The following is a 21,478-nucleotide window of genomic DNA, read 5'->3' as shown; positions in this document are numbered from 1 at the left end:
AGGAGTCATGTTGAATGAAAAATGAATTAGAGGCCTTCGTTCAAAATAATGGTCTTACAGGTGAGATGTTTTTCATCATAAACGATAATGACAACTATATTTATCGACGTGTTATTTTACATGATGAAAATACTGAACCTCTCATCACTGAAAATTTCAAAAAATCTATCACTGATGAAATTATAAAGAGAATATCTATTAACGATAATGGTGATGCAATAATAGATAATATCACGGATATGAATTATGAACATAAAGGTGTTTACTATTTTGATATCGCCAGCGAAGATAAAAGCACTATCATTAAAATAATTGAAGAAATATCGTCGTTGACAGTTGCTGACAACCCTATTGACTTTAAATTCAATGACGTAAATCTCGATAACATTATTGGTCTTGTTTATCACATGAGTGATGGTGATAAAAATATTTTTTTGTATCAACATAGATACCCCAATTTTTTACACAAAAAATCAAGGCTCTCATTTTTAGGTGAGGGGGATGTATTAGTTCCTATACCTTACGATATGATAAACATATCCAAAGTAATTGATTTTTTTGTTTTTGATGGAATTAGTTATGCTATTAACATTAAATTATTAGAAGAAAGATATGGACTTACTCAAGTAATTGACAATATGGTTTCTGAAGTAACTCCAAAAATCATTGAAATGGAGATTGTCAATAAATCTGTCTTAGCCGAGCCAGAGAAAATCTTCGACGATATGAAAGATGATCGTGGTTTCATGAGAAAATTAGCCAGAGTTCTTAAAAACGGAATATTGGAACTAAATATCGATGTTAACATTGTTAATGAGATAAAGACTAGTTTCCCCACAATAGGAAGGAATATTGATATAATTAATGATGATAATGGTATGCAATATATAAAGCTGACAAGTAAAGCACGCAAAAAAGCTTTTATCAGATTGTTGAATGATGAAGCCGTACGTTCAGTCTTAACACAAAAGCCATCGATTGCACAAAATCACAAACCTGAAAAAAATATCACTCCCACATGATGTAATAAATTCGTAAAAAAGGGCTTCTCAGCCCTCTTTTTACAACGAACTGTCAGTCTTTAAAATCGTAAGGTCGTAATATCCCTTTACGGTTGGCATCAAGATAGTCAGCCCACCACTGAAGCATTAGCCTCCGCTCATCGAGATGTTCAGCAAGATGGATGTAAGCGGCGCGAACGTTATTACGCTCCTGATGGCTCATTTGACGTTCAACAGCATCTTTTGACCATAAGCCGGATTCGATCAAGGCACTACAGGCCATAGAGCGGAAACCATGTCCACAAACTTCCGTTTTAGTGTCATAGCCCATTTTACGAAGCGCATTGTTGACGGTGTTTTCACTCATTGGTTTATAGGCATAGTGATCGCCAATGAAGATGATTTCCTGATCTCCACTGAGCTTCTGAATTTCTCTCAAGGTGGCTAAAGCCTGCTTGCTTAATGGAACAAGGTGAGGGGTTTTCATCTTTGAGCCACGGCTGGAGTGTTTCACCCCTTGAAGTTCGTCACGTTCTGCAGGTATCGTCCAGAGCGCATTCTTGAAATCAATTTCAGACCAACGGGCAAAACGCATCTCACTTGAACGGACAAAAGTCAGTAAAGTGAGTCGCACAGCAAGACGGGTTAGCAGTCTTCCTCTGTAGCTCTCAATACGGCTGAGAAGCTCTGTAATGCGTTCAAACGGAAGAGCCGGGCGATGGACTCGTTTTGCTGTTGCAATGGCACCTGCTAAGTCCTGTGCAGGATTACTATCGATAATACTGTTATGGACAGCATATCGCATGATAGCGGTGATGCGTTGCTGGAGACGAGCAGCAATCTCAAGATGCCCAGACTTTTCAGCCGCCTTAATTGGTTGAAGTAGGTCACGGGTTTTGAGGTCGGTAATGTTTCGTTTACCAATAACAGGGAACACATGGTTGGTAAGGCTGTTCAGCACTCTCTCTGCGTGAGTTTCTGACCAGTTGATGTTGCTTGCATGCCAGTCTCTGGCAACGGACTCAAAAGCAAGAGCGCCGCTTTGCTCTACCTTTTCTGTTTTTTTCTTTTCGGAGGGGTCGATACCAGCAGCAATTAATCTTCTGGCATCATCTCTACGGTTACGGGCATCAGCAAGAGAGACAGCAGGGTAGACCCCAAGAGCCAGTAGCTTTTGTTTTCCTGCAAAGCGGTATTGTAGACGCCAGTATTTGGAGCCATTGGGATGAATAAGAAGATGCATGCCGTTGCCGTCAGTGAGCTTTACAGGCTTGTCGGCGGGCTTGGCATTTCTTACTTTAACATCAGTGAGAGCCATCGTTTACCCCTCCCTGTGATGGTACAAAATGTATCGAACTAACAATACCAACAGATATACCATCAAGGCAATGTGGATGTTGATGAATGTTAGTGAACGTCAGTGAGGGGGGTAAAGTAGATAGTTTGTTGACTTTAAAAAGAAAAACGGACGTCAATGGACGTCCGTGTATGAATAAGTGGTGCCCGGACTCGGAATCGAACCAAGGACACGGGGATTTTCAATCCCCTGCTCTACCGACTGAGCTATCCGGGCAACGGGGCGCATTAAACCGTAATCCGTACGCTCCGTCAATCAAATTTCTCGATTTATCTACCGGTTGCTTAACTTTGCGGCAATTCTGCGTCTGAGCGCGCTATTCTGCGGGAAATTACATCATGCCGTTATCGCCTTCGCGGTTCTTCCAGCCGCTGGTCACTGAGATCGCGCGGCGAAGTCCGGAGATCGCGTAGTCTCCGACGACGTCTTCGTCATCGCGCGGCGAGCTGATGGTAATTTCCGCGTCGACGCCGTGACGATATGCGCCGTGGTGGCTAAAGATGGTGCCGATAAAACATTTATCATTCAGCCAGACCGGAATATAGGCGACGGTTTCATAAATATAGTTAGACGCCACGCCGCTATAGTAACTTTCCGCATCGTCGGCCGACGTGCCCGGAGGAATAGGGCAGATTGGGGCTTCGCCGTCGCTCTGCGGCTTATCCTTAAGCAGGCTGCTCTGCATCACCTCCAGCGACTTCAGCAGATCCGTTTTTTCCCCGTCGCTTAACGCGGGCGTCAGCGGCTGGCCTTTTTCCGGCGAGCGGATATCATTGAGAGTGTAGCGATAGCGGATCGTCACCGCAGGCGCGCTACTGCCCGAGGGGGCAAACGGGCGCAATAAATAGAGATTATCTTCGCCAAACTGACCGTTGTACCAGAGGGCATAAACCTGGCCATTAATGCGTATCCACTGGCTCCACTGGTTGGCGCCGCGGCCGTTAAGGGAAAAAAGCGCGCCGGGAACCCCTGCGTCAAAATCATCGCCGTTGCCGCTATCGTCGCTGTTGACCGTTTCGAAAGCGTCGTCGTTGCGTTTTAAGACTCCGGTATAGCTAAAGAGTCCGGTGCCGCCGACGTAGCTATCGATAATTAAATCGCGTCTGCCGTCACCGTCGAGATCCACCAGGGTGAAGCTGACTTTACCGTTTTCGGAGTCGGCGCTGATATCGGACTGGAGAAACGCCTGCCACTCATCATCGCTGATATCGGCGGAAGGTTTGCTCGTCGAGATCAGAGAGTCGTCCGCGTAGGTCAGCGTAAAATGGCTGACCTTGCCGCTGAGGGGAAACTGTTCGGCGATCTTATTCAGATCCAGTTCAGGGTTGACCTTCTGCTCTTTTAACACGGCGTTATACAGCGCTTTCAGCGCATTATTATCGGCTTCTTTTTGCTGCCTGGGGATAACCTGACTGACGAAAGTGGGCAGCATCCATGCGCCGCCGGGGGCGATTTCCCGGCAGTCGCCGGTGGTGTATTTCAGGCTCTGAACAAAGGTCCGGCCGTCCCACACGCGCTCTTCTCCGCTGATGCAGTCGGCAATACCGCGGCCCTTGTTGAAAAAGGTAAGCACGCCATCGCCATAGCTGGAGGCGTCGGTAGCGATCAGCTGAGGCTGAGTCATAAATGCTTTGTCGACCACCCATATGGCGTAGCCGTCGTTGTAGGCCGCGCGCCAGCAAAGGGCCTGAATCAAGGTGTGGTTTTTATCCAGCGGGGTGGCGGTGAGCTGACGCTCGGAGGCCGGGATGTCGGCGTTTTGCCAGTCGTCGCAATGGCTGTTAAGCACGGGGGTTAGCTGCGGAAGAAGCTTCTGCCGCTGTTTTGCCGTCAGCGTCGCGGCAGCGGCATTGTTAATGACCGGCGCGGCGATGATTTCCGGCGCGGGCGCCGCCGGCAAAACGTTGTCATCGCCGGCATCTCCTTGACGCATCAGCGCATCGGCGGTGCCCAGGCGCTGCTGGAACTCATCCATTTTCAGAAATGCGGCGCTGCTGCCTGCGCTGGACAGCACCTTGCGCTCGCCGTTAATCGCCAGCTCAATTTTGCCGTTATGCTCCAGGGCCTGAATCAGGCCCGACGTCTGGCTATCATCAAAGCGAAAATGGCTCTCGTCGACGGCTTCGAGGGCGCCGTTGTCGCGATCGTCGATGAACAGAGTGACCGTGGCGTCGGGCGGAATATCGCGTTCGGTTTGCGCGAAGGTCGCAACGGCGACGACGTGCTGCGCCGCGCCCGCATTGCGGGTCAGCAGAACGCTGACTTCGCCCATGGTGACGCCATAGCCTGCGGCCCGGCAGGTGCCGGTGTTGTCGCAGGCGAGCTCCCAGTCTTTATGCGCGAAAGAGAAACCTTGCGGAGAGGCTGCCAGAAGCGGTGTCGAACACAGCCCCATAATGGCAGCCCAAAGAAGAGAGCGCATATCAAACCCTGTCAGCATATCGATGAGTGGGGAATTATATGCGCGATGAATCGGTTAAGATATCGGAATCAGGTCAGCGCACCGCCCATCCGGCACTGGGCAAAACGCAAAATATCTTCTGCCAGGCGACGTGCGGTATCGACGTCAGTCTGGCTACGTTTGATCAGCAGGCGGCTCAGGCAACCTTCGATGATCAGCTCCATCTGCTTCGCGACCATCGCCGGATCGTCAACCTCCAGCTGGCTAAGCAGTTCGTGGGTATAGGCCAGAGAAGCCTGCTTCTGCTGCTCGGCCAACTGATGGATCGGGTGCTGAGCGTCCGGGTAAAAAGTACAGGCGGCGATAAACAGGCAGCCGGGATAACGATGGTTGCTAACGCAGGTGGTCAGCGCGGCGTAGCGGGCCAGCAGTTTCTGCTCTGCGCTTAGCGACTCGTCGAGTAAAAGCTGACGGCGCCAGGCATCGACCTGATGGCTAAGATGGCGAAGCGCGTCATACAGCAGCGCCTCGCGATCGGGCCAGAAACGTTTGAGGTCATTGAGCGGGTAAGCCACGCGCTCGGCGACCATTTCCAGCGTGGTGTTAGCGATACCCTCGATTTCGAGGATTTGGATGGCTTCACCCAGGACTTCTTCACGTTGCACGGTCTTCTCCTCCATTTTCCCTCCTAAAGTGTCGCTCACGGTTATCGATCGCGCAAATGGGCGCTGAATGCCGCGGCATCCATAAACCCGGTGACACGCTGCGCGGGCTGCTCCTCGCCCTGTTCGTTGAAGAACAGAATCGTGGGGAGGCCAAGCACCCTGAGGTGCTTCAGCAGCGCCGCGTCTTGTGCGCTATTTTTCGTGACATCCACCTGTAGCAGAACGGTCTCTTTCAGGGCCTGTTGAACCTCAGGTGAGGTAAAGGTGTATTTCTCGAACTCTTTGCAGGCCACGCACCAGTCGGCGTAAAGATCGAGCATCACCGGTTTGCCTTTCGCCTGCGCCAGCGCCTGATTGAGCTCATCGACGCTATGGATACGGGTAAACTGGAGATGGGATTGCCGTTGCACGACCGGTGCATCGAAAGCCCAGTCCTGCAGCGGACGGGCGCTGACCAGCGCGGCGCCAAGCATGGCGATTTGTACGAGACGCAGCCAGGGGCGCGTGCCGCCCAGCGAGGTGATAAACGCCCAGCTAAAAAAGGCGACGCCCAGCAGCGACCAAAGCCGCAGGCCCCACAGGTCTCCCAGGATGCGTTCCAGTAAAAATACCGGCAGCGCGAGGATCACGAAGCCAAAAGCGGTTTTCACGTGAGCCATCCACGGGCCGCTTTTCGGCAGCAGGCGGTTGCCAAATACGGTCACCAGGATCAGCGGCAGCCCCATTCCGAGCGCGTAGAGATACAGGGTTCCACCGCCCAGCCACAGATTACCGCTCTGGGCGATATACAGCAGAATGGCGCTCAGCGGCGCGGTGGTACAGGGCGAGCAGATTAATCCGGCAATTGCCCCCATGGCGAATACGCCGCCGGGTGAACCGCCCTGGCGTTTATTGCTCATCAGCGTCAGACGCGTTTGCAGCGACGAAGGCAGCTGGAGCGTAAACAGACCAAACATCGACAGCGCCAGCAGGATAAACACGACCGACAGGCCGATCAGCACATAAGGGTGCTGCAGCGCTGCCTGGAACTGCAGGCCCGCAGCGGCGACGACCAGACCCAGCGCGGTGTAGGTTAACGCCATTCCCTGAACGTAGATAAAGGCCAGCAGCAGCGCGCGGGCGGTGGAGAGGCGTTTTTGACCGCCCAGCACGATGCCGGAAATCAGCGGATACATCGGCAGAATGCAGGGGGTAAACGCGATGCCGATACCAATTAATAGCGCCCAAAGCGCGCTAAAGGGGAGATCGGCGCTGTGGTTGTCCGCGACGGGAGAAGGAAGGTCGGACGGCGACTCGACCGGCAGCGCCGGGCGCGTTTCCAGCGGCAGCGGCGGGTTCAGCCTGGGTTCCCCGGCGTGCGCATCGTTGCTGGAGCGCGCCAGCGCTTTGCCAAGCGGCACGATTTTGGTTTCTGGCGGATAGCAAAAACCCGCATCCGCGCAGCCCTGCCAGGTGACGGTAAGGGTTGCGCCAGCGGCGGCGTGCGTCAGAGTGACCGGGACGGTCAGGCGCTGGCGGTAAATTTCACTTTTACCGTAAAACTCGTCCTCATGCCATTCGCCTGACGGCAGCGAGGGTTCGATAAACGTCGCATCGGCGGAGATCAGCTTAATCTGTTTGCGGTAAAGATAGTAACCCTCCTTGATTTGCCAGGTCAGATTGAGATCGTGTTGATTCTGCTGAAAATCGAAGGCAAAAGCCTGGTCAGCAGGAACAAAGTTCGAACGACCGGGGGCGTCGAACAGGCCGGCAATGGCCGATGTGCTGCAAAGCAGCAGGATCAGCGTAATGATGCGTTGAGCCATGAGAGGTAATCATTGTCTCCGTGAATAACGGGCAGAACCAAAAGTTCAGGGGTTTGATACGGGTGATGGGACTTCAGACAGTCCAGCAGCGCCTGCTGATGGGCAAGGTCGGTTTTCAGCAGCATTTGCACTTCATACTCCTGCTCCAGTTTTCCTTCCCAGTAATAGAGCGACGTCGCTCCCGGCAGGAGCGTGGCGCAGGCGGCAAGTTTTTCCGCCAATGCTTTGGCCGCCAGGTCCTGGGCGGTCGCTTCATCCGGCGCGGTACAGAGTACAACAACAGCATCAGGCGTAGTCATCGTGAACCTCGTATCAGCGAAAAGAGGCACTATAGCACGCAAGATAGGGAGGATTAACGAAACGGGCCAGGATCTGGCCCGAATTTGAAGAGATTTACAGCATGATGCCGCCAAAAATAAACCCGAGGATCACGCATAGCGTAATGGCGATGACGCCGGGGACCAGGAAGGCGTGGTTGAAGACGTATTTACCGATGCGGGTGGAGCCGGTGTCATCCATTTCGACCGCCGCCAGCAGGGTTGGGTAGGTTGGCAGAACGAACAGCGCAGAGACGGCGGCAAATGAGGCGATGGCGGTGAGAGGGCTTACGCCCAGCATCAGCGCGGCGGGCATCAGCGCCTTGGTGGTGGCTGCCTGGGAATAGAGCAGGGTTGCGGCGAAGAATAGCACGACCGCCAGCAGCCACGGATAGTTGTGCAGCAGGTCGCCTGCTACCGTCTGGATATCGCTGATGTGGGCTTTAACGAAAGTATCCCCCAGCCATGCGACGCCGAGAACGCAAACGCAGGCGCTCATGCCGGATTTAAACGTGCTGGCGTTGAGTACTTCACCGGTGTCGATTTTGCAGGTGATGCTGATCAATGTCGCGATAGTCAGCATAAATACCACGATCGCTTCGTTGCGCGGCAAAACCGGATCTTTAATCAGGCCGACGGTGTCGCTAATGGCGGTGGCGTAAAACATTACCGCGACGATACCAATCAGGAACAGCAGCACAGAGCGTCTGGCGTGCGGTTTAAGCTCGAAAACCTGGCTGCCGCGCAGCTTGACTTCCCCTTTCGCCAACCGCTCCTGATAAATCGGATCGTCTTTTAGCTCACAGCCGAGGAAGTTACAGACGATGGCGGTGAGCATCACGGCAATCAGGGTAACCGGAATACAGATTGCCAGCAGAGTCAGGTAGCTGACGCCCAGCGGTTCAAGGATGCCGGCAAAAAAGACCACCGCAGCGGAAATCGGCGAGGCGGTGATCGCAATCTGTGAGGCAACCACGGCGATGGAAAGAGGGCGCGAGGGGCGAATACCCTGCTCTTTCGCTACTTCGGTGATCACCGGAAGCGTAGAGAAAGCAGTGTGTCCGGTTCCGGCCAGTATGGTCATAAACCAGGTGACCAGCGGGGCGAGAAAGGTGATGTATTTGGGGTGACGTCGCAGCATACGTTCGGCGAGACTGACCAGGTAGTCCATCCCTCCGGCGACCTGCATGGCGGCGATAGCGGCGATAACCGCCATAATGATTTCGATGACGTCGAAGGGGATCGCGCCGGGTTTAATTTGAAAAAAGAGGGTCAGGACGAGGACGCCCAGGCCACCGGCGAAACCGATGCCGATACCCCCGAGTCTGGCTCCCAGATAAATAGCCAGCAGGACAATAACGAGTTCTGCACCAAACATATATGCCTTCCTTGTTTTATTAACAAGTTGATATTGGATTGTTGTAATTTAGTAGATCAATAAGAACAAAAAAGGCATGTCATCGCTGACATGCCCGTGATTAGTTTAACCTGAAACTTTACTGTTCGCTTTCATCAGTATACCGCTTCGCTTTATAGGCCGGATGCATGAGGTTTTGCGCGGAGAAGATATCGTCCAGCTCCGCCGCGGTCAGCAGCCCGCGCTCAAGCACCACGTCTCTGACGCTCTTGCCCGTTTCGGCGCAAATCTTGCCGACGATATCGCCATTGTGGTGACCAATATACGGGTTGAGGTAGGTGACGATGCCAATGGAGTTGTAGACGTAGCTTTCGCATACCGCTTTGTTGGCGGTGATGCCGCTCACGCATTTTTCCAGCAGGTTGTAGCAGGCGTTAGTCAGAATATGGATAGATTCAAACATCGCCTGGCCAATCACCGGCTCCATCACGTTCAGCTGCAGCTGCCCCGCTTCGGAAGCCATGGTGACGGTTGTATCGTTACCAATCACTTTGAAGCACACCTGATTGACGACCTCAGGGACCACCGGGTTTACCTTGGCTGGCATGATAGAGGAGCCCGCCTGCAGTTCGGGCAGGTTAATTTCGTTCAGGCCGGCGCGCGGGCCGGAAGAGAGCAGGCGCAGGTCGTTACAGATTTTGGACAGTTTAACCGCCAGCCGCTTCAGGGAACTGTGGACCATCACGTAGGCGCCGCAGTCGGAGGTGGCTTCGATCAGGTCTTCGGCTGGCACAACCGGCAGGTTGCTGACTTCCGCCAGTTTTTGAACTGCCAGCTGCTGATAACCATCCGGGGTATTCAGGCGGGTGCCGATAGCGGTCGCGCCGAGGTTTACCTCCAGCAGCAGCTCAGCGGTGCGCAGAATGCATTTGGTCTCTTCGTTAAGCAGAACGTTAAACGCGTGGAACTCCTGCCCCAGGGTCATCGGCACCGCGTCCTGCAGCTGGGTACGACCCATTTTCAGAATGTCCTGGAACTCAACGGCCTTTTGCTGGAAACCTTCGCCAAGCTGGTTGATTGCATCGATCAGTTTGAGAATAGAGGCGTAGACCGCGATGCGGAAACCGGTCGGGTAAGCATCGTTAGTGGACTGACATTTGTTAACGTGGTCGTTGGGGTTGAGATACTGATATTCGCCTTTCTGATGGCCCATCAGCTCAAGGCCGATGTTCGCCAGGACTTCGTTGGTGTTCATGTTAACGGAGGTGCCTGCCCCGCCCTGGAACACATCAACCGGGAACTGGTCCATGCACTTGCCGTTATTCAACACCTCATCGCAGGCGGCAATAATGGCGTTGGCGATGCTTTTAGGGATAGTTTGCAGCTCTTTGTTAGCCTGCGCAGCGGCCTTCTTCACCATCACCATTCCGCGGACAAATTCAGGAATGTCGCTGATTTTGTTGTTGCTGATGTAGAAGTTTTCAATCGCTCTCAGAGTATGGACGCCGTAGTAAGCGTCAGCTGGAACTTCCCTGGTGCCCAACAGATCTTCTTCGATACGAATGTTGTTTAACATGTGAACCTTCTCTTTCAAGCTGCCTATGAATTCACCAAATACGCAGAATTTATGGGATCTCGCGCATTTTCTGGCCGCAGATTATTTCCTTAATCGGCCCGGTGCCCACGATCATATGCTGATAATAGCGAATATCAGTCACCCTGATCACTTATTATGTAGTGAATCCTATAAGAATTATTAATCTGTGAAATGAGTCACCGGTTTTCTATTCTTAAAAAAAATAAGCTTTTTTTACGATTGAAAAGTGACGTTTTGGCCCAACATCTTTTCGATGCGAATAGCATATCTATGACTACGGGCGCCGACGCTGGCGCCTGTTAATGAAGGAGACGCCGGTGCGTTGGATTCCGTTAATTGCCGTTTTTTTATACGTTTACATTGAGATATCGATCTTTATCCAGGTCGCCCACGTGCTTGGCGTCCTGCTGACGCTGATTCTGGTGATCTTTAGCTCGGTCGTGGGGATATCGCTGGTAAAAAACCAGGGCTTTAAAAACCTCATGCTGATGCAGCAGAAGATGGCGGCGGGAGAGAGCCCGGCCGCTGAAATGATCAAAAGCGTGTCGCTGATCATCGCCGGTTTGCTGCTGCTTCTGCCGGGATTCTTTACCGATTTCCTGGGGCTGCTGCTGCTGCTGCCTCCGGTGCAGAAGCACCTGACCTTAAAGCTGATGCCGCATCTGCGCTTTAGTCGGATGCCGGGCGGCGGGTTTAGCGCCGGAACCGGTGGCGGCGATACCTTTGAAGGCGAATATCAGCGCAAAGATGACGAGCGCGACCGCCTCGAACATAAAGACGATCGTCGTGATTAACATTTAGCATTGTCCGGGCCGGTCACTCCGGCCTGGTGACTCTCTCCGCGAGCCTGCGCTTTGGTAAAAACAGCCACAGTACCGCCAGCATGATAAACGCGTACAGGCTCTTCCAGCCCACCATCGCCAGCAGCAGCAGGCACAGCACGCTGCCAAACGCCGCTAACACGCGATAACGCCCATGCAGCAACCGGCAGCCCGCCAGCATACACAGCAGATAGATCATAATAAAAATGCCGTTGGCGTAGACGATCAGGGCGTGCAGGTTGATATTGAGCGCGTAAATGCACAAAGCGCTAATCACGCAGCAGCCGAGTACCGCGTTCAGCGCATTGCGCGGAATTTGTCGCGGCGACAGGCGGGCCAGATAGCTCTTAGGCTTATGCTGCGCCTGCGACCACACCAGGCGGGCAAAGCTCTGGATATAGATATTGAGGCTGGCGAAGCAGGCGAGATAGCCGATAACGCAGGCAATCCACAGCGCCTGAATGCCGAACAGGCGTACGACGATATTGGGCAGCGACGCGGCGGCGGCCATCTCCTCACCAAAGGCATGAAAGTGCAGGACCAGCACGGTACAGGCCCAGTAGACCGAACCCGCCAGTAATAAGCCGATCATCAGCGCGCGGGGAAAATCGCGCTCCGGTTGCTTAAATTCAGAGGCCAGATGAGCGAAAGCCTCCAGACCGACAAAACACCAGAACATCACCGAAAGTGCGGAGAAAAGCTGCGAACTATCGATTTCAGCGGGCGCCGGGAAGGGGATCTGCGTGGGGTTGATCCCGCCGCGCCACCAGATAGCGACGATCAGGGCGACAATCAGCACGGCAACCAGCGTTTGTAGATTGGCGCTGGAGCTGGCTCCGCGAGAGCCGACCCACCAGATAATCGCCAGCGTTCCCAGTTCAGCCAGCAGCAGCTGGCTATCGTGCCAGCCAAAAAGCGCCTGACCGAAGCCGGTGGCGATATGCAGGGCCGCGGGTAATCCGACCGGGATCACTGATAAAAAGAGCCAGCCGGTGACGCGCGCCAGACGCGGTCCAAAAGCCATATCCACAAAATGGGCCACGCCGCCGGCGCTGGGAAAGTGCCGACCCAGCGTGGCGAAGACGATAGCGATGGGAAACACCAGTAAAATCAGCGCCGGCCAGGCCCACAGGCTGTTGTCACCAGCGACCAATGCGGCCAGCGCCGGAACGGCGAAGACGCCGGTTCCCAGTAATGATGTGGAGAGTAACCCCACTCCTTGGGCAAGTCCCAACTCCTGTTTTAAACCACTCATGTTTCAACCCTGCGCCCGGCAAAAAAGGGATGGTATCACAATCGCTTTTGCTTATGACGTCAGGCAACGGCGGCAAATTTGTGTGCGTCTGAGCACGAGGACAAATTTTTTTTTACTTTTCCCCTTGAAGCGGTAAAACCCCACCCCCATCTCTCAGGGCACTAGCCGGAAAACCGTGTGCGGACCGGCGTCATCCATAACTGATAATGACTTTCTCAAAGGAGAGCTATCAATGAGTATTCGTCCGTTACATGATCGTGTGATCGTCAAACGTAAAGAAGTTGAAACGAAATCTGCTGGCGGCATCGTTCTGACCGGTTCTGCGGCAGCAAAATCAACTCGTGGCGAAATCATCGCTGTCGGTAAGGGCCGCATCCTGGAAAACGGAACCGTGCAGCCTCTGGACGTTAAAGTTGGTGACATCGTAATTTTCAACGATGGCTACGGCGTGAAATCCGAGAAGATCGACAATGAAGAAGTGTTGATCATGTCCGAAAGCGACATTCTGGCAATTGTTGAAGCTTAATCCGCGAACGACACTGAACATACGAATTTAAGGGAAAGATAAAATGGCAGCTAAAGACGTAAAATTCGGTAACGACGCTCGTGTGAAAATGCTGCGCGGCGTAAACGTACTGGCAGACGCAGTTAAAGTAACCCTGGGCCCGAAAGGCCGTAACGTGGTTCTGGACAAATCCTTCGGTGCGCCGACCATCACTAAAGACGGCGTTTCCGTAGCGCGTGAAATCGAGCTGGAAGACAAGTTCGAAAACATGGGCGCGCAGATGGTTAAAGAAGTCGCCTCTAAAGCGAACGACGCTGCAGGCGACGGTACCACCACCGCAACCGTACTGGCTCAGGCTATCATTGCTGAAGGCCTGAAAGCCGTTGCTGCGGGTATGAACCCGATGGATCTGAAACGTGGTATCGACAAAGCTGTCGTAGCCGCTGTTGAAGAACTGAAAGCGCTGTCCGTACCGTGCTCTGACTCTAAAGCCATTGCTCAGGTTGGTACCATCTCCGCTAACTCCGACGAAACCGTAGGTAAACTGATCGCTGAAGCGATGGACAAAGTCGGTAAAGAAGGCGTGATCACCGTTGAAGACGGTACTGGTCTGGAAGACGAACTGGACGTGGTTGAAGGTATGCAGTTTGACCGCGGCTACCTGTCCCCGTACTTCATCAACAAGCCGGAAACCGGCGCTGTTGAACTGGAAAGCCCGTTCATCCTGCTGGCTGACAAAAAAATCTCCAACATCCGCGAAATGCTGCCAGTTCTGGAAGCCGTAGCAAAAGCGGGCAAACCGCTGGTTATCATCGCTGAAGACGTAGAAGGCGAAGCGCTGGCGACCCTGGTAGTGAACACCATGCGCGGCATCGTTAAAGTTGCTGCGGTTAAAGCACCGGGCTTCGGCGACCGTCGTAAAGCTATGCTGCAGGACATCGCAACTCTGACCGGCGGTACCGTTATCTCTGAAGAGATCGGTATGGAACTGGAAAAAGCGACTCTGGAAGATCTGGGTCAGGCGAAACGCGTTGTTATCAACAAAGACACCACCACCATCATCGATGGCGTGGGCGAAGAAGCTGCGATCCAGGGCCGCGTTGCTCAGATCCGTAAGCAGATTGAAGAAGCAACTTCTGACTACGACCGTGAAAAACTGCAGGAGCGCGTGGCTAAACTGGCAGGCGGCGTTGCAGTAATCAAAGTGGGCGCGGCTACCGAAGTTGAAATGAAAGAGAAGAAAGCACGCGTTGACGATGCCCTGCACGCGACCCGTGCTGCGGTTGAAGAAGGTGTGGTTGCCGGTGGTGGCGTAGCGCTGGTTCGCGTTGCCGCTAAACTGGCTGGCCTGACCGCTCAGAACGAAGATCAGAACGTCGGTATCAAAGTTGCGCTGCGCGCAATGGAAGCTCCGCTGCGTCAGATCGTGTCCAACGCCGGTGAAGAACCGTCTGTTGTGGCGAACACTGTGAAAGGTGGTGAAGGTAACTACGGTTACAACGCTGCAACCGAAGAGTATGGCAACATGATCGACTTCGGTATTCTGGACCCAACTAAAGTGACTCGTTCTGCTCTGCAGTACGCAGCATCCGTTGCTGGTCTGATGATCACCACCGAGTGCATGGTCACCGACCTGCCGAAAAGCGACGCGCCTGACTTAGGTGCTGCTGGCGGCATGGGTGGCATGGGCGGTATGGGCGGCATGATGTAATCGTGCGCTATACCCCTTAGATATAAAGAAACCCTCGGGCAGAAATGCTCGGGGGTTTTTCTTTTTGTCGTCTTTTTAGTATAAGGTTGTACATCCGGGCCAGTGCGTCCAGCTCATTGATCGTGGGGAATAACATGCAGGTAAAATATTTAGCAGGGATTGTCGGCGCAGCATTGTTGTTAGCAGGTTGCAGCTCCAGCAACGAATTGACCTCTGGTGGCCAGAACGTACGCTTTGTTGAAGATAAACCAGGTTCTGAATGCCAGCTGTTAGGTACCGCAAGCGGCACGCAGAGCAACTGGCTGTCCGGACAGAATGGTGACGAAGGCGGCTCCATGCGCGGCGCGGCAAACGCCCTGCGTAACAAGGCCGCAGAGATGGGTGGCAACGTCATTTACGGCGTCAGCAGCCCGACGCAGAATCTGCTGTCCAGCTTTGTGCCGACCGATAGCCAAATGAACGGCCAGGTTTATAAGTGCCCGAACTGATTTAACCGGTGCCTCTCTTGCCTAAATTGAGGCACCCTCTTGATCTCTTTTTATTGCTTGCTGAGTTGCGCCTGAGTTTGCTGGTAGAACGCATGCAAAGGACGCAGACACTCCTCCAGCGTCATCATTCTTCCTGGCTGAGAAGGGATGATTTGGCTAAAAATCTGGCTGGGCTGGCGCTGGGTATGCACTTCTTTCAGCTTTGGGCTTCTCTCAATTAAGCGCATTACAACGATATTTTCCTGCTCTGATGGATGAGCGGCGTTGGTTTTAATCACTGCGCCGGAGATGATTTTTCGCCCTTCCTCTGTGTCACAGCAGTACAACACGCCGAGATAATGGGAAAACAGATTGAGCTTCCATTCATCCTGAAGATACTGCTGATAATCAACGTTGCTGGTATTCGTTAAATCCACCGCATAAAGCATCAGGCCTTCCAGCGAGGAAGTTAAATAATTAATCAGATCGCTATCACCCGTGTGTTTAAGAGACTGCTGAATGCCCACCAGCAGCGCTTCAACTTGCATATCATCAATACGCAGCGTAGCAATTTGCTCATTTTGCAGCACCAGAATGAGCGTTGACCAGGTGTCGCCGGGTTTTAACGTTATCGACATAATACGCCTTTCCGGATTAGGGTGCTGTACTTCAGGTATATCGATCGCCGGTGTATTTTCTATAAGGCGTTCATTAAAGGCCACCAGTTCATTCTTATAACTTTCACCTTCAGCATTTAAGCGCTGCAGGACGATGGCCATTCTGTGCTGCAGAACTAACAGGAGATCCGCAAGAATCGGCGCCTGAAGATAATAAGACTGACAGAGTTGATTACTCTGTTTGACTTTGAGCATTAAAGCCAAAAATTTGTCATCATATTTAATAGATGCGGTATTAAAACCAATAAATGTTCCTTGCATACGGATCTCCTTTTCCTGGTGGTTACGCTGGTACCTGCATATGGAGCTGTGACATATCAATGATGCGATCGGCTGAGGCAATGGTGGATGGCCGATGGGCAACAATGATTCGGGTAATGCTTAAACCAGAGATAGACTGGTTAATGACCGATTCATTTTTCAGGTCGAGATGGCTGGTGGCTTCATCCATAAAAAGAATGCTGGGTTTTCGATAGAGCGCGCGAGCGATTAAAATTCTCTGTTTTTGTCCACCTGAGATACCTAAGCCAAGCTCGCCGACAATCGTTTCGTACCCCATCGGCATTTTCATGATTTCATCATGGATATTACATCTGCGTGCGCACTCAACGATAAAGTCCATATCGGCATTATCTTCAAAGCCGCTGATATTATCGATAAGCGAGCCTGAGAAAAGGCGGTCCTCCTGAAGGACGCAGGCCGTTCCGAGACGAAAGTTATTGATGCCAATTTTTTGAATATCAAGGTTATCCGCTATCACGTCACCGCTGGTGGGCGCTAACAGACCGCACATGACTTTCAGCAGCGTGGTCTTACCGACGCCGGAAGGGCCAACCAGCGCGATGGATTCGCCGGGCTCAACGGTAATATTTAAATTAGAAAAAATAGGTTGTGAGAACGGATCGTACTGATAGCTGAGATTCTTCACTTCTAATTTCACGCCAGTATTTTCTGCAAAAACCCGGCGTGCAGGCAGCTCTTTTTCCGGCTCGCTAAATACAATTTCTGAAAGACGCTCATTATGTAACGACAGCATTCGCAGCTGCATGACCAGGTCGATCAAGCTTGATGCGCGCTGGGAGAATTGCCCACGATAGGCGTTAAAAGCCATAAACATACCGAGGGTCATATTGTTATCAATGACCATGATCGCGCCCAGCCAGAGTACGGCGACCTGATCGATAGAGGTAATAAAAGTATTAATACCGCCAAACATCATATCGAAGCGAGTCTGTTTGATACCGGCATTGCAGGCGTCAATGTTGATATTTAACCAGTGCTGCGAACGACGCTCTTTTAAGTTCAGCGCTTTAATGGTGGAAATACCGTATAGGGACTCCATAAAGTGCGAGCTGGAGCGTGCGCCCTTGATAACCTGCTCTTCGGCAACGCGACGGTAGAAGCTGTAGGTGGCAAAACGCATGATGGCATAGCATAAGGTGAACCCAACCACGACCCAAACCAGCCAGCCGCCGTACAGCGTTAACATGACCAGCAGGCCAATCGTCATGATTGAGTCGATAATGCCGGTAACAATGCTATTGGTGAAGGTGGAACGGATAGTATCCAGCGACGAAAAACGAGACTGAATATCCCCTAAATGACGTTTTTCAAAAAAGGATAACGGCAGGCTCGTCAGATGATCGAACAGCGTGGTTTTCCATTGGATGTTCGTCAGCGTATTTAGCGTTAATGAGGTCCACGCTCGCAGCATACTAATAAAGGTACGGAAAAGCGTGAAGAAGACCAGGCCGATACAGATAACCGAAAGCAGGCTCTGGTCGTGCGCCATGATGACATGGTCAGTCACCAGCTGCGTACCAATAGGTAATAGCAGGCCGATAGCTTCAACCACCACCGAAAAGGCAAAGATTTTTAGCAGGACCGATTTAAGTCCCACAATATTGCGCATCAGGTCTAATAGACGCAGGCGTGATTTTGCCTGTTCTTGCTGAAAGTTTTGGTCCGGCCATAGCTCCAGCGCAACGCCGGTAAAGTTATTGGACATTTCCTGGATACCAATAACCCGCTTACCCAGCGCCGGATCGTGAACAATAAAGCTGTTTTTACGTACCTTAGTGAGCACGACGTAATGATTCATTCCCCAGTGGATAATACAGGGTAGCTTCAGCTGCTTGATTTCATCCAGATCCAGAGAGAGGGCCCGGCTTTTCAGACCGGCATGTTCCGCCGTTTTGCTCAGCGACATGAGCGTAACGCCCTGAGAAGGGCTACCGTAACGATGGCGGAAGTTGAACAGGTCGATATTAAGCCCGTAAAAGCCGCATACCATTGCCAGACAGGCGATACCGCATTCGGCGGCTTCCGACTGTAAAATAACCGGCGTTTTATGACGGAATGAGAAATTAAGCTTATCGGTAATGGTTTTAAATAGTTCTTTATTCATCGATCGGGCCACTCACGCTTTGCGTCATCTTATAGAAAGGAGTAAACATCCACATGTAAAGCGGGCGTTCTTCAAGGAAAACTACCGCCTGAGCCTTCAGACCGTTAGAGAGCGTGAGCGTTTTTCCATTGTAGCTAAAGGTCTTGTCCTTGATTTTTATAATTGCTTTATAGAGCGCTAATTCCTGCTGATTAGTGCCGTTGCTGACATTGGTATATTCTGCCATCTCCTGACGTGACGCCGGGACTGAGGAAATAGAAACAACCTTACCTGGAAATTGGCCAAATTTATCGGCAGGGAAAGCATCATAGCGAATATTAATGGTGTCCCCGGGTTTCACGTAGGGGATGGTGTTATTGGGTAACCAGAGGATCAGATAATACTCAATATCACCGGTAGGTTTGATCTGCGCCAGGCTGCTGCCGTTCTCTACCATCTGCCCTTTAGTCACGGCCAGCGATTCAATCTTACCGTTGGTCGTTGCTTTAATAATCAGATTACCGTTAGCGTTCGATTCTACCAGCTGATTTTTATAATCATTGATTTGGTTATGCTGGCTTGAAATCTGATTATCAAAGTCTGCTGCTTTGGTGATTTTATCGCTGCTGGTTTGCGTGAGCTGAGATTCCAGCTGCATCTTTTGGGTCACCAGGGATTGATAGGCGCTTTGCTGTTGAAAATATAGCGAGTGCTGATAGTTATACTGATCTTTAGTTATCAGACCATCCTTTAAGTATTTATCATAGCTGGCCAGGTTGGTATGCATTTTGTTTAAGCCTACCTGAGTATTAGCCAGCATACGGTTGGTTTCCGTTAACGAGGCGCTGGTGGTCTTAATCTGTTTTTCAAGAGCAGCGAGCGTTTCAGCCTTATTACGCGTCAGTTTGCTTATAATATCTTCTGCGTTAGCAATTTTTTCATTGATAACTTCAATCTGAGCCGCGCTAACGTTGCCACCGATCGTATTACGTGAAACGTCAAGCTCGTAAAGCGGTTGGCCTTTTTTGACAATGTCTCCCACCTTTACATGCAGATTCACAACAAAACCCTGCTGTGGGGCAAAGACGTTAACGGAGTGAGGGAGCGTAATGACCTCTCCGCGCACATCAATACGCTGGGTAAAGGTGCAAAATATGAGTGAAAGCACAATGGCAATAAGAAAAATAAATGCCAGAAGAGTGACTAGCCACGCGGGAATGCCTGCTAATAATAATGCCTTTCCTTTCCAGTGGGTTTTTTTGTACTCAATCGCTTCCTTGCGATAGATATTTTTTAACATGTGATACCACTTTATTTTTCTTCACAAAAGAAAGGCCCGGATACCCAGGCCTTTTATTAAAGGCTACAAGACCTAACCAAATAAGGGGGCTTTGTATTAGCTTAGAATATTATTTTGTCCAGGGAGTCAGGGTGCCATCGATCAGACCATCAACCATACCCATCGTTTTTTCAAAAGTCACATCCCAACCAACAGAAGCTCCAGCAAGAGCCCCACCAATTGCGCCGACTACTAAGCCCCAGATCATCCCTACACCTGCTGCAGCGGAGCCAACGCCAAAGATACCGCCCCCATTGCTACCATGAGCACCACCAATGATGGAACCATACATACCGGCCATCGTTCCTGCTAATACAGCGCTGGCAACCGCTTCGGCACCGTTACAAACCAGAGATGAAAGAGCTGAGCCGAGTGAAGAGAAGTCCCAAGAATAGCCACCAGAAATAGCTTCCATTTCAAAAACAGTTAATTGTTTCATAAATTTTCCTTATTTATCGAGCTTCTATAATAATATTTACAATATAATATTGTTTGTGATTGATTGGTTTTTTTGAAATGAATCCAGTAGGTGTTTTGGACTTTCATTTCACGACGAATTGTAAGGGTGACTACTTCAATTCCAATTGATTTTTATTAGTTAATGATGAATTTTAGTTGTTCATGTATTTGTGAAGGATGAATTCATAATTCAACGACTCAATATTTAGCGATTGGAGAGGAAATTTACTCTTGACTTTTCTAATCGTTAGCTTAAGGAATATGGTATCGATTGTGGTATAACAATGCTATATACCACAATCGGATTGGTTATGTTATTAGATGATTTTTATTCTTCCTGGAGAATAATTTCAAATATAGCTCGAACGTTACCTGGTGTTATAGTGTTAGATAGCTTGTAATAGTCCGCAGTGAAGGTAAGAGACTGGCTCTTTTTCACACTGGCAATAGAGTAGTTTTTATAATCAAAAAAGGTGATAGGGCTGGAACCCTGTTTAATTATGAAACCAACATCTTTGGCTCCTCCGATAGTGTCAGGGATGGAGTTTAGCAGTACGCCATCTTTTGACGCTGAGTTCTCAGTTATAGGATTAAACCAGTAGGTATATTTGGTTCCAACGGATGAGTCAGGGCAGCTAATATCGAGCGTAAAGTCTTTCTGCTTGCCAGTTACTCCGCCCTGAGTGATAGCTTTAAGCTGCGATGCTTCTATATTAGATAGATTGACGGTGCTACCGCCCCGTGGATTTATATTGCAGGTAGTTTCCCTGTAAGTGAAAGGACCCAGTTTGATGTTTGCCTGTAATAAGCGGGCAGTTGCAGAGTTTGCATTCACCTGATTGACGCTTCCCGCCCGATAGGATACGGCAATCTCTTTTTTACCGGAGAAACTGGTATCAATATCATCCTGAGTTTTGATTAACCAAACGGTTAACTGTTCAACGGTTGCATCTGGGAGACCGTAGGCAGATACGGTTCCTAATGTTGCCGGAACAGGACGACCATTAACGCCCTTTGTGATCTCCGAAATCTCAAAACCAATACCCGGTATCCCTGTTTCATACACCGGACCGCCGAGGACTCCGGTAACGCCAGGAGCGAGATTGACGCCGGGCGTGGCGATAATAGCGTAAATGTCATTTGCTTTACAGTTACTAAAATTTTTCGCATTAACCACATTTCCACCGACTGTTCTTACTCCCAGTACGCTCCCGGCTCTTAAAGTAGAATCTGATAGAATCTTTGCTGGACTAAATACAACGTTCACCGATGAATAACTACCATCATAACTACAGTCCGCCATAACCGGTATATTTATAAAAAGTAAACTAATAAAAAGGAGTATTTTCTTCATTGTC

At 50.8% G+C, this 21,478-nt stretch carries 18 protein-coding genes and 1 tRNA gene; 5 read left to right on the top strand and 14 right to left on the bottom strand.

The genetic code is table 11. The features are described from left to right. The first annotated feature begins 14 nt into the window (after positions 1-14). Complete coding sequence (locus ABLV11_RS10525) at positions 15-1,022, top strand: Kiwa anti-phage protein KwaB-like domain-containing protein (protein ID WP_000787138.1); 1,008 nt, start codon at positions 15-17, stop codon at positions 1,020-1,022. Positions 1,023-1,074: 52 nt separating this feature from the next. Here the strand turns inward: ABLV11_RS10525 and ABLV11_RS10520 are convergent, their stop codons facing one another. From ABLV11_RS10520 to aspA, 8 genes are all read right to left on the bottom strand, one after another. Beyond that, positions 1,075-2,319 (bottom strand): integrase arm-type DNA-binding domain-containing protein, encoded by a 1,245-nt coding sequence (locus ABLV11_RS10520; RefSeq protein ID WP_121540678.1) that lies wholly within the window; start codon positions 2,317-2,319, stop codon positions 1,075-1,077. A gap of 179 nt (positions 2,320-2,498) precedes the next feature. Beyond that, a tRNA-Phe gene (locus ABLV11_RS10515) sits at positions 2,499-2,574 on the bottom strand. A gap of 115 nt (positions 2,575-2,689) precedes the next feature. After that, on the bottom strand, positions 2,690-4,780 hold the full coding sequence (locus tag ABLV11_RS10510; RefSeq protein ID WP_126488205.1) for a DUF1176 domain-containing protein: 2,091 nt from the start codon (positions 4,778-4,780) through the stop codon (positions 2,690-2,692). Between the two features lie 68 nt (positions 4,781-4,848). Next, on the bottom strand, positions 4,849-5,439 hold the full coding sequence (locus ABLV11_RS10505) for a transcriptional regulator (protein ID WP_004109259.1): 591 nt from the start codon (positions 5,437-5,439) through the stop codon (positions 4,849-4,851). Positions 5,440-5,465: 26 nt separating this feature from the next. Next, entirely contained in the window at positions 5,466-7,229 is a 1,764-nt protein-coding gene (locus ABLV11_RS10500) for a protein-disulfide reductase DsbD (protein ID WP_126488207.1), read from the bottom strand. Then, the gene (cutA, locus tag ABLV11_RS10495) at positions 7,205-7,528 is read right to left on the bottom strand and encodes a divalent cation tolerance protein CutA (protein WP_004109254.1); all 324 of its coding nucleotides are present in this window, start codon (positions 7,526-7,528) and stop codon (positions 7,205-7,207) included. The genes ABLV11_RS10500 and cutA overlap by 25 nt, the downstream gene beginning before the upstream one ends. A gap of 94 nt (positions 7,529-7,622) precedes the next feature. Beyond that, positions 7,623-8,924: an anaerobic C4-dicarboxylate transporter gene (locus ABLV11_RS10490; protein WP_126488209.1), complete on the bottom strand. Its 1,302-nt coding sequence runs from the start codon at positions 8,922-8,924 to the stop codon at positions 7,623-7,625. A gap of 118 nt (positions 8,925-9,042) precedes the next feature. Further along, positions 9,043-10,479 carry an aspartate ammonia-lyase gene (gene aspA / locus ABLV11_RS10485; RefSeq protein ID WP_004109248.1) on the bottom strand — a complete coding sequence of 479 codons (1,437 nt, stop codon included), beginning with the start codon at positions 10,477-10,479 and terminating at the stop codon, positions 9,043-9,045. A 338-nt stretch (positions 10,480-10,817) separates the two neighbouring features. Here aspA and ABLV11_RS10480 point away from each other — a divergent pair, with 338 nt between their 5' ends. After that, positions 10,818-11,294: an FxsA family protein gene (locus ABLV11_RS10480; protein WP_004109245.1), complete on the top strand. Its 477-nt coding sequence runs from the start codon at positions 10,818-10,820 to the stop codon at positions 11,292-11,294. 22 nt (positions 11,295-11,316) lie between these two features. Here ABLV11_RS10480 and yjeH read toward each other — a convergent pair whose 3' ends face one another. After that, positions 11,317-12,576 carry an L-methionine/branched-chain amino acid transporter gene (gene yjeH, locus ABLV11_RS10475; RefSeq protein ID WP_126488211.1) on the bottom strand — a complete coding sequence of 420 codons (1,260 nt, stop codon included), beginning with the start codon at positions 12,574-12,576 and terminating at the stop codon, positions 11,317-11,319. 232 nt (positions 12,577-12,808) lie between these two features. On the opposite strand from yjeH, the gene ABLV11_RS10470 reads away from it, so the two are divergent. From ABLV11_RS10470 to ABLV11_RS10460, 3 genes are all read left to right on the top strand, one after another. After that, positions 12,809-13,102: a co-chaperone GroES gene (locus ABLV11_RS10470; protein ID WP_003855929.1), complete on the top strand. Its 294-nt coding sequence runs from the start codon at positions 12,809-12,811 to the stop codon at positions 13,100-13,102. Between the two features lie 43 nt (positions 13,103-13,145). Continuing rightward, complete coding sequence (gene groL, locus ABLV11_RS10465) at positions 13,146-14,792, top strand: chaperonin GroEL (protein WP_004109240.1); 1,647 nt, start codon at positions 13,146-13,148, stop codon at positions 14,790-14,792. Between the two features lie 134 nt (positions 14,793-14,926). Then, positions 14,927-15,280, top strand: a complete 354-nt coding sequence (locus ABLV11_RS10460; protein ID WP_004109236.1) for a DUF4156 domain-containing protein — start codon at positions 14,927-14,929, stop codon at positions 15,278-15,280. Between the two features lie 50 nt (positions 15,281-15,330). Here ABLV11_RS10460 and yjeJ read toward each other — a convergent pair whose 3' ends face one another. The 5 genes from yjeJ to ABLV11_RS10435 all read right to left on the bottom strand — a co-directional run bounded on the left by yjeJ (position 15,331) and on the right by ABLV11_RS10435 (position 21,474). Further along, positions 15,331-16,197 (bottom strand): YjeJ family protein, encoded by an 867-nt coding sequence (gene yjeJ / locus ABLV11_RS10455; RefSeq protein WP_105889528.1) that lies wholly within the window; start codon positions 16,195-16,197, stop codon positions 15,331-15,333. A 22-nt stretch (positions 16,198-16,219) separates the two neighbouring features. Next, positions 16,220-18,343 (bottom strand): peptidase domain-containing ABC transporter, encoded by a 2,124-nt coding sequence (locus ABLV11_RS10450; RefSeq protein WP_126488213.1) that lies wholly within the window; start codon positions 18,341-18,343, stop codon positions 16,220-16,222. Further along, positions 18,336-19,622, bottom strand: a complete 1,287-nt coding sequence (locus ABLV11_RS10445; RefSeq protein ID WP_126488215.1) for an HlyD family secretion protein — start codon at positions 19,620-19,622, stop codon at positions 18,336-18,338. The genes ABLV11_RS10450 and ABLV11_RS10445 overlap by 8 nt, the downstream gene beginning before the upstream one ends. A 109-nt stretch (positions 19,623-19,731) precedes the next feature. Continuing rightward, entirely contained in the window at positions 19,732-20,100 is a 369-nt protein-coding gene (locus tag ABLV11_RS10440) for a hypothetical protein (RefSeq protein ID WP_004117338.1), read from the bottom strand. 348 nt (positions 20,101-20,448) lie between these two features. Further along, positions 20,449-21,474: a fimbrial protein gene (locus ABLV11_RS10435; RefSeq protein WP_126488217.1), complete on the bottom strand. Its 1,026-nt coding sequence runs from the start codon at positions 21,472-21,474 to the stop codon at positions 20,449-20,451. Positions 21,475-21,478: the final 4 nt, after the last annotated feature.

This window comes from Klebsiella sp. GW_Kp181, from assembly GCF_040062315.1.
Classification (GTDB): domain Bacteria; phylum Pseudomonadota; class Gammaproteobacteria; order Enterobacterales; family Enterobacteriaceae; genus Klebsiella; species Klebsiella oxytoca.
Note: the sequence above shows the minus strand (reverse complement) of the source record. Positions and strands in the feature narration are given on the sequence as shown.